At 64.5% G+C, this 12,023-nt stretch carries 12 protein-coding genes; 5 read left to right on the top strand and 7 right to left on the bottom strand.

The features are described from left to right. The first annotated feature begins 80 nt into the window (after positions 1 to 80). Positions 81 to 758: a 3-oxo-tetronate 4-phosphate decarboxylase gene (gene otnC, locus BDOA9_RS15880; RefSeq protein ID WP_025034932.1), complete on the top strand. Its 678-nt coding sequence runs from the start codon at positions 81 to 83 to the stop codon at positions 756 to 758. Between the two features lie 109 nt (positions 759 to 867). Here otnC and BDOA9_RS15875 read toward each other — a convergent pair whose 3' ends face one another. The 6 genes from BDOA9_RS15875 to BDOA9_RS15850 form a co-directional block, all read right to left on the bottom strand. Beyond that, on the bottom strand, positions 868 to 1,572 hold the full coding sequence (locus tag BDOA9_RS15875) for an ABC transporter ATP-binding protein (RefSeq protein WP_025034931.1): 705 nt from the start codon (positions 1,570 to 1,572) through the stop codon (positions 868 to 870). Next, positions 1,556 to 2,287 (bottom strand): ABC transporter ATP-binding protein, encoded by a 732-nt coding sequence (locus BDOA9_RS15870; protein WP_025034930.1) that lies wholly within the window; start codon positions 2,285 to 2,287, stop codon positions 1,556 to 1,558. Before BDOA9_RS15870 ends, BDOA9_RS15875 begins: the two co-directional genes overlap by 17 nt. Beyond that, positions 2,284 to 3,267, bottom strand: coding sequence for a branched-chain amino acid ABC transporter permease (locus BDOA9_RS15865; RefSeq protein ID WP_025034929.1), 984 nt, complete (start codon positions 3,265 to 3,267; stop codon positions 2,284 to 2,286). Before BDOA9_RS15865 ends, BDOA9_RS15870 begins: the two co-directional genes overlap by 4 nt. Beyond that, a complete protein-coding gene (locus BDOA9_RS15860; protein ID WP_025034928.1) occupies positions 3,267 to 4,145 on the bottom strand; it encodes a branched-chain amino acid ABC transporter permease in 879 nt (292 codons plus the stop codon). The genes BDOA9_RS15865 and BDOA9_RS15860 overlap by 1 nt, the downstream gene beginning before the upstream one ends. Before the next feature lie 190 nt (positions 4,146 to 4,335). Next, positions 4,336 to 5,580 (bottom strand): ABC transporter substrate-binding protein, encoded by a 1,245-nt coding sequence (locus tag BDOA9_RS15855; RefSeq protein WP_025034927.1) that lies wholly within the window; start codon positions 5,578 to 5,580, stop codon positions 4,336 to 4,338. A gap of 89 nt (positions 5,581 to 5,669) precedes the next feature. Next, a complete protein-coding gene (locus BDOA9_RS15850) occupies positions 5,670 to 6,485 on the bottom strand; it encodes a putative hydro-lyase (RefSeq protein ID WP_025034926.1) in 816 nt (271 codons plus the stop codon). A 120-nt stretch (positions 6,486 to 6,605) separates the two neighbouring features. Between BDOA9_RS15850 and BDOA9_RS15845 the strand changes: the two genes are divergently transcribed. The 4 genes from BDOA9_RS15845 to BDOA9_RS15830 are packed head-to-tail and all read left to right on the top strand — an operon-like array spanning position 6,606 to position 10,814. Beyond that, entirely contained in the window at positions 6,606 to 7,523 is a 918-nt protein-coding gene (locus BDOA9_RS15845) for a LysR family transcriptional regulator (protein WP_025034925.1), read from the top strand. Between the two features lie 31 nt (positions 7,524 to 7,554). Next, positions 7,555 to 8,805, top strand: coding sequence for a Zn-dependent hydrolase (locus BDOA9_RS15840; protein WP_025034924.1), 1,251 nt, complete (start codon positions 7,555 to 7,557; stop codon positions 8,803 to 8,805). A gap of 12 nt (positions 8,806 to 8,817) precedes the next feature. After that, a complete protein-coding gene (locus BDOA9_RS15835) occupies positions 8,818 to 9,729 on the top strand; it encodes an NAD(P)-dependent oxidoreductase (protein WP_025034923.1) in 912 nt (303 codons plus the stop codon). Positions 9,730 to 9,740: 11 nt separating this feature from the next. Continuing rightward, the gene (locus BDOA9_RS15830) at positions 9,741 to 10,814 is read left to right on the top strand and encodes a malate/lactate/ureidoglycolate dehydrogenase (protein ID WP_025034922.1); all 1,074 of its coding nucleotides are present in this window, start codon (positions 9,741 to 9,743) and stop codon (positions 10,812 to 10,814) included. A gap of 115 nt (positions 10,815 to 10,929) precedes the next feature. Here BDOA9_RS15830 and BDOA9_RS15825 read toward each other — a convergent pair whose 3' ends face one another. Further along, positions 10,930 to 12,003, bottom strand: coding sequence for a tartrate dehydrogenase (locus tag BDOA9_RS15825; protein ID WP_025034921.1), 1,074 nt, complete (start codon positions 12,001 to 12,003; stop codon positions 10,930 to 10,932). Positions 12,004 to 12,023: the final 20 nt, after the last annotated feature.

Genomic DNA, 12,023 nt, shown 5'->3' with positions numbered 1-12,023 from the left:
CCAAATAGCTGCCCTTCGCGGCAGCTTGGCAACCGAATAACACGGCTTGGCCGCGCTGCCAAAGCGTGAGACAAGCAGGCATGACGGCCATGAAAACCGAAACGAGCGACGAAACAAGGCTGCGCGAGGATATCTGCCGCTTCGGACGATCCCTGTTCGAGCGCGGGCTGACGCCGGGCTCCTCCGGCAATATCAGCGTCAGGCTGGACGATGGCTGGCTGGTGACGCCGACCAACGCCTCGCTCGGCTTCCTCGATCCCGCAAAATTGTCGCGGCTGGACCAGCAGGGCCGGTTGGTCTCGGGCGATGCGCCGACCAAGGAAGTTCCGCTGCACACTGCGCTCTACGACACGCGCGGCGGCGCGCGGGCCATCGTGCATCTGCACTCCACCCATTCGGTCGCGCTCTCGATGCTGCCCGAAATCGACCCCCGTGCCGCGCTGCCGCCGATGACGGCCTATTATTTGATGAAATGCGGCGCCACCGCGCTCGTGCCCTATTACCGCCCCGGCGATCCCGCGGTCGCGGATGCGATCAGGGGCCTGGCGGGGAAATACTCATCCGTACTGCTCGCCAATCACGGCCCGGTCGTCGCCGGCGACACGCTGGAAGCGGCGGTGTTCGCCACGGAGGAGCTGGAGGAGACGGCGAAGCTGTACCTGCTGCTGCGCGGCATGAACCCGCGGTATCTGACGCCGGAGCAGGTGAAGGATCTGGTGAAAGCGTTCGGGGTGACGCTGCCGGAGCATGGGCACTAGGCTCGGCTCCATCCTCGTCATTGCGAGCGCAGCGAAGCAATCCAGAGTCTTTCTGCGGAGAGATTCTGGATTGCTTCGTCGCAAGAGCTCCTCGCAATGACGGTTGTGCCTACAGCCCCAGATACGCCTTCCGCACGTCCGGATTGCCCTTGATCTCCGCGGCCGGGCCCTGCATCAGCACGCGGCCGGTTTGCAGGATGTAGGCACGGTCGGCGATCTCCAGGCATTCCGCCATGCGCTGCTCGACGATCAGGACGGTCATGCCGGAATCGCGGATCAGCTTCACCGCCTGGAAGATTTCGTCCACCAGTTTCGGCATGATTCCTTGCGAGGGCTCGTCCAGCATCAACAGCCGCGGGCGCGTCATCAGGGCGCGGCCGATCGCGAGCATCTGCTGCTCGCCGCCGCTTAGCGTCTCGGCGCGCTGCTCCAGACGTTCCTGGAGGCGCGGAAACAGCTTGAAGACGAGCTCGAGCGGCTCTTCGCGATTCGCTTCGCCCCGGTAGAGATAGCTGCCGAGGCGAAGATTGTCGCGCACCGACAGGCGCGGAAACAGACGGCGGTTCTCCGGCACATAGGCGATGCCGGTGGCCGTGATGTGATGCTGCGCCATGCCGTCGAGGCGCTTGCCGTCGAACGTCACGGTGCCCGAGCGCGGGCGCTCGGCACCGGCGATGGATTTGAGCAGCGTCGACTTGCCCGCGCCGTTGGCGCCGGCGACGCAGACGATCTCGCCCTTCTGGACCTCGATCGAAACCGCGGAGATCGCGACCAGGCCCTGATAGGCGGTGGTGACTTCACGCACCGACAGCATGACGATCTCCCAGATATGCCTTGATCACCTTGGGATCGCGCACGACCTCAGTGGGCTTGCCCTCGACCAGCACCTTGCCGAGGTCGAGCACGATGGCGCGGTCGACCAGCGGCATCACGATCTCCATGACGTGCTCGACCATCAGCACGGTGATGCCGGCATCGCGCACCTTGCGCACCAGGGCAACGCCGGTCTGCGCTTCGGTCGGCGTGAGACCGGTGAGGACCTCGTCGAGCAGCAGCAGCTTCGGTTCGGTGGCGAGCGCACGGGCGACTTCGAGGCGGCGCTTCTCGGCCGGCACGAGGTCGCTGGCGAGCACGTCGGCCCGGGCGGCAAGGCCGGTAAACTCAAGCACCTCATGCGCCTTGCGGCGCGCTTCGCGCATCACGGTGTTGCGCACGAGCGCACCGACGATGACGTTGTCGATGACGGTCATGGTCTCGAAACTCTTGACCACCTGGAAGGTGCGCCCTATCCCGCGCTGGCAGCGCACCGCCGCCGGCATGCGGGTGACGTCCTCGCCGTCGAATAGAATCGAGCCTTGCGTCGGCGGCAGCACGCCGGCGATGAGATTGAACAGCGTCGACTTGCCGGCGCCGTTCGGGCCGATCAGGCCGACGATCTCGCCGCGGCCGACCGAGATCGAGACGTCGCTGTTGGCGACGAGGCCGCCGAAGCGCTGCCAGACGCCGCGGGTTTCGAGCAGCGCGGTCATCGTGCGACCCCCGTCTTCTTCGGGCGTGAAAACAGGCTGAGCAGTCCCCGCGGCAAGGCCAGCGAGATCAGGACGATCAGCGTGCCGTAGACGATGAGGTCGACGCCGCGCCCCGAGCCGCCGAACTTGAAGCGCGTCAGCTCGGTCAGCGGGATGAGGATGGCCGCCCCGAGCACCGGCCCCCACAGGGTGCCGATGCCGCCGAGCACGGCCGGCAGCGCCATCAGCAGGGAGAACTGAAAGCCCATGACGCTCTCAGGATCGATGTAGGAGACGAACTGGGCGTAAAAGCTGCCGCCGACGGCGACCAGGAAGGCGGAGACGGCGGCCGCACCCATCTTGGAATTGAACACGTCGACACCGAGGCTCTCGGCCGCCTCCGGGTTGTCCTTGACCGCGCGCCACCAAAATCCCCATTTGGAGTTTTCCAGCCACCAGGTCACGAACCAGGCGAGGCAGCACAGCGCCAGCGCGAAATAGAAGTACGGCAGCTTGGTGCGCAGGAACTGGAATTTCAGCCAGCTGTCGCCGCGGATCGGAATGGTGATCCCCATCGCAGCGCCGGCCCATTCCCAGTTATGGAACAGCAGCAAGCCGATTTCGGCGATGACGATGGTGGCGATCACGAAGTAATGGCCGCGCAGGCGGAAGAAGGGATAGCCGAGCCCCATCGCGATCAGCGCCGACACGACGCCGCCCGCCAGCATGCCGAACCAGGGCAGCACGCCGAACTTCGTGAACAGCAGCTCGGTGGTGTAGGCACCCAGGCCGAAATACAGCGCGTGGCCGAGCGAGATCTGGCCGCAATAGCCGGACAGGATGTTCCAGCTCTGGGAGAGGCCAGCATACATCAGCGTCAGGATCATGATGTTCTGGACGACGACATCCTTCACGAACAACGGCGTCAGCGCGGCAATGGCGGCGAGCGCTGCGGCGATGATGAGGTCGCGGCGGCGCCGCGCTGCAAAATCCTTGTCCATCACATCGATCCGAACAGGCCGCGCGGCCGGATGAAGACAACGAGCAGATAGACCGAGTAAATGCCGACCGATTTCAGCGAGGGCGGCAGCACCAGCGCCGTGACCGCTTCGACGAGACCGACGATGATGCCGCCGGCAAACGCACCGAACACGCTGCCGAAGCCGCCGAGCGCCACCGTGACATAGGCGATCAGCGCAAAAGAGGCGCCGACGTCGGGATAGATGTAGAAGAACACCGCCATGATCGCGCCGGCGAGGCCGACCAGCGCGGCGCCGAGGCCCCAGCCGAAGGCGAAGACGCGGTTCTTGTCGATACCGACGAGCGCGACCGCGCCGGGATCTTCGCGGGTGGCTTCGATCGCGCGGCCGAAATCGGTGCGGTGGATGAAGAAATAGAGAGCGGCAAAGGCCGCGATCGAGACCAGCGCGCCGACCAGTTGCGGCTCCGGCAGGAAGATGCCACCGACCGAGATGGTCTTGCCGCCCAGCCAGGACTGCGGGATGCTGCGATAATCCGGCGTGAAGAAGTACTGCGCGAGGCCGCGCATGACGATCGCAAGGCCGAAGGTGGTGAAGATCTGCACCATGCCGGCATTGGCTTTGGCCCGCATGGCGAAGCGTACAAGGAGCAGGTAGATGACCGCTCCGAATATGAAGAGTGCCGCGGCGACCAAAGGTGCCGATAGCAACGGGTCGATCGCGAAGAACGCGAACAGGAAGAAGGACAGATACATCGCGATCATCAGGAACTCGCCATGGGCGAAGTTCGTGACGTCCATCAGGCCGAAGATCAGCGCGAGGCCGACCGCGATCAGTCCGTAGAGCAGGCCCATGAGCAGGCCGCTCGCGAGACTCTGGATAATAGCTTGGGCTGTCAACTCTGGTCCCCCGTTCGAAACGTCATCGTTTGCTTCGTCATTGCGAGCGAAGCGAAGCAATCCAGCAATCCCACCGCGGAGACATTCTGGATTGCTTCGTCGCCAGCGCAAAATTGCTTCGCAATTTTGTCGCGGGCTCCTCGCAATGACGAGGCCGTGCGACGATCTCGATCCCCTGCTCGCGCAGTGCTTACTTCATCGGCCAGATCGCCTCGGCGATCGCGGCCTGCGGCGGGAAGATGGTGACGAACTTGCCGCCGACATATTGCAGCAGCACGGGGTCGGCGTCGTTGTTCTGGCCCATCTCGTCGAACTTGACGCGCTTCCAGGGCATGATGGTCTTCTCGCCCGGGATGTCGGTGGCCGCGAGCGCGTCGCGGATCTTCTCGCCGTCGGTCGACTTGGCGCGGCTGATGGCGTCGGCGAGGATGATCAGGCCCATGAACTGGCGTGAGGTGAGGTCGTTGAAGTCCTTGCCGGACCTGGCCTTGAACATCTCGTTGATCTTGCCGACCATCGGCCGCTTCTGCGCGAGGTCGAGCGAGAAGGTGCCGCGCGAGATCACGCCTTCGAGCTTGTCGCCGACGGCGTCGTAGAGCGCCTTCTCGGAGAAGCCGGCGTCCTGCGCCACGATCGCATTCGGCTTGTAGCCGAGCTCGGCCATGGTCTTGACCAGGAGGATGCCGTCGGTGGTGTAGCTCGACGGCATCAGCACGTCGGCATTGGCGGTCTTGAGCTGCTGCACCTCGGCCGAGAGCGAGGGCGAGTTGGCGCGATACTTGATATCGGTGACGATCTTGTAGCCGCGCTCGCCGGCGATCTTGGTCTGGGCATTGCCGGAATCGGTGCCGAAGATGGTGTCCTCGTGGAACAGCGACAGCGTCTCGATCTTGGTGCCCTTCTTCTTCATGGCGTCGAAGAAGTCGAACATCGCGGCCGAGTACATCTCGTCGTGCGGCGAGGCGCGGAAGTAATATTTCAGGCCGCGGCGGTGCAGGCTCGGCGAGGAATTGTCGGCGGACAGGAACGGAACCTGGTAGCGTTCGCAGATCTGGCTGACGGTGACGGCCACCGCGCTCTGATAAGTGCCGATGATGGCAGAGACCTTCTCCTGTGTGATCAGGCGCTCGGCCTCGGCGCGGCCCTTCTGCGGATCGGCCTGATGGTCGGCGAACACGAGACGGATCTTGGCGCCGCCGAGACCCGGCAGGCCCTCGCCCTTGGCCAGCGGCAAGTCGAAATCGCTGTCCTTGTTGATGACTTCGAGCGCGGTCTCATAGGCCTTCTGCGCGTCGACGCCCTGCTGCGCGCTGCCGCCGGAGAACGGATAGATCACGCCGATCACGACCTCCGCCGTCTGTGCGCGCGCTGCCAGCGGCACCAGAGCGGCAGTGGCGGTCGCTCCCAACAACATTTCGCGGCGAGTGATCGTCATGGCAAAGTCCCCTGTTCCTGAATTTCGGCTGATCGAATGAAGCGATTGGTGGATGCGGTAAAGCCTGAAGAAGCAGCAGACGCTGCCCACTAAATCACGGCCATGTTTCTGTTCTTGAGATCGGTCACCAGCATCAGGCCGGGCGAATGCGTGATTGCGAACGGCAGCTTGGCGGCGTTGATGACCGATTGCGGCGTCACCCCGCAGGCCCAGAACACCGGAATCTCGTCGTCGGCGACCGGTACCGGATCGCCGTAGTCTGGCTTGGCGATATCCTTGATGCCGATCAGATGCGGATGGCCGAGATGCACGGGCGCGCCGTGCACGGCCGGATAGCGCGAGGTGATCTGCACCGCGCGGATCGCATCGGCCGGCTTGAACGGGCGCATCGACACCACCATGGGACCGGCGAACGGACCCGATACGCCGCAGGCGATGTTGGTGCGGTACATCGGCACGCGTACGTTCTTCTCGATGTGCCTGATCGGCATGCCCTCCTCGAGCAGAGCCTCCTCGAACGAGAACGAGCAGCCGAGCACGAAGGTGACGAGATCGTCGCGCCAGTAGCTCTTCACGTCGGTCGGCTCGTCCACGACCTCGCCGTCGCACCAGACGCGGTAGCGTGGCACGTCGGTGCGGATGTCGAGGTCGGCGCCGAGCGAGGGGATGAAAGGGCTGCCGACATCGGACATGCCGATGATCGGGCACGGCTTGGGATTGAGCTGACAGAAGCGGTGGAAGGCGCCGGCATAATCCGCCGGCAGGATCGCCAGATTGCCCTGGACGTATCCGGGGGCGACGCCGGCGGTGGAGGCGACCAGCCCCTCGCGGTAGGCGAGCCGGGCCTTGCGGCTCGGGAGGGCGTCGGGTGTTTCAGTTTGCTGCGCTGCCACCAAAACAGTCATGTGATCGACCTGCCTATAAACTCGACAAAGACAAGCCAACACCAAGCGTGCTATAAAGTCTAATCTTCGTTTCTAATCAATCTCGATAAATCTGATTTATCGATCGGGAAAATCCTTCCAATGCTGGACTTCAGGTCGATCGAGACGTTCCTGTGGGTTGTAAAGCTCGGCAGCTTCCGCGGCGCGGCACAACGGCTCAATACCACCCAGCCGGCGATCTCCCAGCGCATCGCCCAGCTCGAGCGCGAGATGGGCGTGAAGCTCTTGAACCGCGATCATCGCGTGGCGTCACCGACCCCGAGCGGCCGGCAGATGATGGTCTATGCGGAGAAGCTGATCGGCCTGCGCGCTGCGATGATGGCGGAGATCGGCGATGCTTCGGCGATGCGCGGCGTGATGCGGCTCGGCGTCGCCGAGACCATCGTGCACACCTGGCTGCCGCGGCTCGTCAAGAGCGTCAACGAGGCCTATCCGAACCTGTCGCTGGAGATCGAGGTCGACATCACGCCGAACCTCACCGCGCGCCTGCTCGCGCAGGAGATCGAGCTCGCCTTCGTGGTCGGACCGCTATCCGCCTCCGGCGTGCACAACCGCGTGCTCGCCGATTATCCGATCGGCTTCCTCGCAAGTCCCTCGCTCGGGCTCGGCAAGGGCCCGTTGACGCCGGCGGAGCTCGCGCGGTTTCCGATCATCACCTTCCCGCGCAAGACCAAGCCCTACGAGGTCGTGCGCGAGGTGTTCGACCGGCCGGACCTGCCGCCGATCCGCCTGCATGCGTCCGCTTCTCTGGCGACCGTCATTCACATGGCGGTCGAGGGCCTCGGCATCGCCGTGATCCCCGACGCCATCGTCGAGAGCGAGCTTGCCGACGGGCGCCTGCAGCTGCTCGACACCGATCTTTCCATCGCGCCGCTGACCTTCACCGCAAGCTGGCTGGCTTCGCCCGACGTCGTCGCCGTGGAGCGCGTCGCCGAGCTTGCACGGCAAATTGCGCAGAGCAGCCTCGCAGTTGACGCGCCCGCGCAGGCGCGTCATTGAAAAAGGCGCCGGACAAACGAGAGACTGACGCATGAGCCGAGCCGCGACCAACCTGCAAATCGATTCCGCCCGCCTGTGGGGCTCCATCCACGAGACCGCGCAATTCGGCGCGACGGCCAAAGGCGGCGTGCGGCGGCTGACGCTGAGCCGCGAAGACAAGCAGGTTCGCGATTGGTTCCGCAAGGCCTGCGAGGATGCCGGACTGGAAGTCCACGTCGACGCGCTCGGATCACAGTTCGGCCTGCGCAAGGGCCGCGACATGTCGAAGCTGCCCGTCGGCATCGGCTCGCACCTCGACACCCAGCCGACCGGCGGCAAGTATGACGGCATCCTGGGAACGCTCGGCGCGCTGGAGGTGATCCGCACGCTGAACGACGCCGGCATCGAGACCGAGGCGCCGATCTGCATCGTGAACTGGACCAACGAGGAAGGCTCGCGCTTCGCACCTGCGATGATGGCCTCCGCCGCCTATGTCGGCGACTTCACCACCGACGACATCTTGTCGCGCAAGGACGCCGAGGGCACCACCGTCGGCCAGGCGCTCGATAGTATCGGCTATCGCGGCGGCAAGCCAGTCGGCTTCCAGAAGCTCGGCTGCTTCGTCGAGCTGCACATCGAGCAGGGGCCGATCCTGGAAGCGGAAGGCAAGACCATCGGCGTGGTCGATTCCGGCCAGGGCGTGCTGTGGTACGACGGCAAGATCTCCGGCTTCGAGAGCCATGCGGGCTCGACGCCGATGCCGCTGCGGCGCGATGCGCTGGCGACCTTGTCCGAAATCGTGCTGGCGATGGAGTCGATTGCCAGGAAGCACGGACCGAACGCCGTCGGCACCATCGGCGAGGCCGTGATCGCCAATCCCTCGCGCAACGTCATTCCCGGCGAGATCGCCTTCACCATGGATTGCCGCAGTGCCGACGGCGCCATCATGGACGCGCTCGATCGCGATCTGCGGGCGGCAATCGCGGAGATCGCCGCGCGCCGCAAGGTCGAGGTCAAGATCGATCTGGTCTGGCGCAAGCCGCCGACGCATTTCGATCCCAAGCTCATCGCCGCGGTCGAGAATGCGGCCAAGACGCTCGGCTATTCCTCGCGCCGCATCACCTCCGGCGCCGGCCACGATGCCTGCAATCTCAACACGATCATGCCTGCGGCGATGGTGTTCGTGCCCTGCAAGGATGGCATCAGCCACAACGAGCTGGAGGACGCCACGCAGGGCGACTGCGCCGCGGGCACCAACGTTCTCATGCATACCGTGCTGGCGATCGCCGGCGTTGCGTCCTGACCGGAGAGAACCATGCGCGGAGTTTTCGTCGACGCCAATGAATCGCTGGCCGTGATCATGGAGCGGCTGGAGAAGCCCGGCGATCCCAAGGTGCGGATCAACAGGGATCCCGACATCACGCCCGAGCAATATCCTGCCATTCTCGACGGCGCCGAGATCGCGATCGTCGACCACACCGCGCTGCCGACCGAGGTCGCGAGGAAATGCACCGGGCTGAAGCACGTCGTGTTCCTCGGCACCGGCGCGCGCAGCTACATGAACCCGGAAGAGCTTAGCCAGCTCGGCATCTCCGTGCATCTGATCAAGGGCTACGGCGACACGGCGGTTGCGGAATCGGCGATCGCGCTGATGTGGGCTTCCGCCCGCGTCATCGCGATGATGGACCGCGAGATGCGGGCCGGAAACTGGCTGCGCGAGGACGGCATGCAGCTCACCGGCAAGACGCTCGGCCTGATCGGCTTCGGCGGCATCGCCGCGGAGGTCGCGCGCATCGCGTCCGGCAGCGGCATGAAGGTGATTGCCTGGAACCGCTCGCCGAAGAGCCACGCGAGCGTCGAATTCACCGATCTCGACAGCGTGCTGGCCAGAAGCGACGTCGTGTCGCTGCACCTGCTGCTCAACGACGAGACGCGCGGCATGATCACGCGCGAGAAGATTTTTGCGATGAAGCGCGGCGTCATTCTCGTCAATACCGCACGCGCCGCGATCGTTGACGAAGCCGCCATGATCGAGGCGCTGAAGTCGGGCCACATCCGCCATGCCGGCCTCGACGTCTTCAACACCGAGCCGCTGCCTGCGGATCACCCGCTGACGAAAATTCCAAACGTGACGCTGTCGGCGCATTCGGCCTTCCGCACGCCCGAGGCGAGCGAGAACCTGATTGAAGCGGCATTGGTCCATTGCCGCCGGATCGTGAAGGGATAAGAGCAACAACAATGGCCGACTATCGCATCATCAAGGCAGGGCCGCTCACCAATGTGGTCCACGCCATCGTCAAGGCCGGCGGCTCCTCGGACCGCGAGGCCGAGCTGGTGGCCACCAATCTCGTCGAGGCCAATCTCAAAGGCCACGACTCGCACGGTGTCGGCATGATCCCGCGCTACGTCCAGAGCGTCACCAATGGCGGCCTCGCCGTGAACGCGCACGTCAAGATCGTGCTCGACACCGGCCCGCTCCTCACCCTCGACGGCCTCACCGGCTACGGCCAGGTGATCGGTCATGAAGCGATGGAGCTCGCGGCCGCGCGCGCCAAGCAGAACGGCGTCTGTCTCGTCGGCCTCTCCAATTCGCACCACATCGGCCGCATCGGCCACTGGGCCGAGCAGTGCATCGACCACGGCCTGGTCTCGATCCACTTCGTCAACGTGATCTCGCGTCCGATCGTGGCGCCCTGGGGCGGCAGCGACGCGCGCCACGGCACCAATCCGTTCTGCGTCGGTATTCCGCGCAGCGGCAAGGATCCCATTGTGCTCGACTTCGCCACCAGCAGGATCGCGCAGGGCAAGACCCGTGTCGCCCATAACAAGGGTGTCGAGCTCGAGGCCGGCACGATCATCGATCACGAGGGCAAGCCCACGATCAATCCGCGCTACACCGTGATCCCGCCCTACGGTGCCATCCTCCCCTTCGGCGAGCACAAGGGCTCGGGCCTTGCGCTGGTCTGCGAAATCCTCGGCGGCGCGCTCTCCGGCGGGCAGGTGGTCAAAGGCTCCTCCGACGGCAAGCACAACGTCCTCAACGGCATGCTCTCGATCGTCATCGACCCCGGCAAGCTCGGCACCGGCGAGAACCTTGCACGCGAAGTCGAGAGCTTCGTCGCCTGGCACACCGGCTCGCCGCCCGCGCCCGGCGTCGACAAGGTGCTGATCGCCGGCGATCCGGAGCGCGCGACCAGGAAAAAACGCCTCGCCGAAGGCATCCCGGTCGATCCGACCACCTGGCAGGAGATTATCGAAGCCGGAAAGAAGTTCGGGCTGGATCAGGCGGCGATCGAGAAGATCGTGGGCTGATCGGGAACGAAATAGAAATCGTAGGATGGGTTAGCCGCAGGCGTAACCCACCACCTTCTTCGCCGAGAAAAAAGAGGTGGGTTACGCTATGCTAACCCACCCTACGCATTGTCCGTCAATCCACCATATCCGCAACCGCCTTGCCGCACGCCGTCGTATCGGCATTGCCGCCGAGATCCTTGGTGCGCAGCGTGCGTTCGGCGAGCGTGCGCTCGATCGCCTCGACGATCGACTTGCCGGCTTCCTTCTCGCCGAGATGCTCGAACATCATCGCGCCGGACCAGATCATGCCGATCGGGTTGGCGATGCCCTGGCCTGCGATGTCGGGCGCCGAGCCGTGCACCGGTTCGAACACGGATGGGAAATCACCTTCGGGGTTGATGTTGCCGGACGGAGCGATGCCGATCGTGCCGGTGCAGGCCGGGCCGAGGTCGGAGAGGATGTCGCCGAACAAATTGGAGCCGACCACGACGTCGAACCAGTCCGGATGCAGCACGAAGTTCGCGGTCAGGATGTCGATGTGGTACTTGTCCCACTTCACGCCCGGATACTTTTTGGCCATCGCCTCCACGCGCTCGTCCCAATAGGGCATGGTGATCGAGATGCCGTTGGACTTGGTCGCCGAGGTCAAGTGCTTCTTGGGCCGCGACTGCGCGAGCTCGAAGGCGAATTTCAGGATGCGGTCGACGCCGGTACGGGTCATCACCGTCTGCTGCGTCACGAATTCGCGGTCGGTGTCCGGGAACATGCGGCCGCCGACCGAGGAATATTCGCCTTCGGTGTTTTCGCGCACCACCCAGAAATCGATATCGCCGGGCTTGCGCCCCGCCAGCGGCGACGGCACGCCGGGCATCAGCCGCACCGGGCGCAGGTTCACGTACTGGTCGAACTCGCGGCGGAACTTGATCAGCGAGCCCCACAGCGAGACGTGGTCCGGGATCTTGGCCGGCCAGCCGACCGCACCGAAATAGATCGCATCGTGCTTGCCGATCTTCTCCTTCCAGTCGTCAGGCATCATCTGGCCGTGCTTCTCGTAATAGTCGTAAGACGAGAAGTCGAAATGGTCGAAATGCAGCGAGACGTTGTGCTTCTTCGCCGCCGCCTCCAAAACGCGCAGGCCCTCCGGCATCACCTCCTTGCCGATGCCATCGCCGGGAATGACCGCGATCCGGTATTGTTTCTTGCTCATGGAGAACGTCCCTTTTTGGT

Source organism: Bradyrhizobium sp. DOA9, from assembly GCF_000617845.2.
Taxonomy (GTDB): Bacteria; Pseudomonadota; Alphaproteobacteria; order Rhizobiales; family Xanthobacteraceae; genus Bradyrhizobium.
The sequence above is the reverse complement of the archived record's forward strand: the minus strand, read 5'-3'. Positions and strand labels throughout refer to the sequence as shown.

Excerpts from the sequence above, each read along its gene's own strand:
- BDOA9_RS15825 (WP_025034921.1), bottom strand. The coding sequence starts at position 12,003 with ATGAGCAAGAAACAATACCGGATCGCGGTCATTCCCGGCGATGGCATC.
- BDOA9_RS15870 (WP_025034930.1), bottom strand. The coding sequence starts at position 2,287 with ATGACCGCGCTGCTCGAAACCCGCGGCGTCTGGCAGCGCTTCGGCGGC.
- BDOA9_RS15840 (WP_025034924.1), top strand. The coding sequence starts at position 7,555 with ATGAGCCGAGCCGCGACCAACCTGCAAATCGATTCCGCCCGCCTGTGG.
- BDOA9_RS15835 (WP_025034923.1), top strand. The coding sequence starts at position 8,818 with ATGCGCGGAGTTTTCGTCGACGCCAATGAATCGCTGGCCGTGATCATG.
- BDOA9_RS15865 (WP_025034929.1), bottom strand. The coding sequence starts at position 3,267 with ATGGACAAGGATTTTGCAGCGCGGCGCCGCCGCGACCTCATCATCGCC.
- otnC (WP_025034932.1), top strand. The coding sequence starts at position 81 with ATGACGGCCATGAAAACCGAAACGAGCGACGAAACAAGGCTGCGCGAG.
- BDOA9_RS15830 (WP_025034922.1), top strand. The coding sequence starts at position 9,741 with ATGGCCGACTATCGCATCATCAAGGCAGGGCCGCTCACCAATGTGGTC.
- BDOA9_RS15845 (WP_025034925.1), top strand. The coding sequence starts at position 6,606 with ATGCTGGACTTCAGGTCGATCGAGACGTTCCTGTGGGTTGTAAAGCTC.
- BDOA9_RS15875 (WP_025034931.1), bottom strand. The coding sequence starts at position 1,572 with ATGCTGTCGGTGCGTGAAGTCACCACCGCCTATCAGGGCCTGGTCGCG.
- BDOA9_RS15855 (WP_025034927.1), bottom strand. The coding sequence starts at position 5,580 with ATGACGATCACTCGCCGCGAAATGTTGTTGGGAGCGACCGCCACTGCC.
- BDOA9_RS15850 (WP_025034926.1), bottom strand. The coding sequence starts at position 6,485 with ATGACTGTTTTGGTGGCAGCGCAGCAAACTGAAACACCCGACGCCCTC.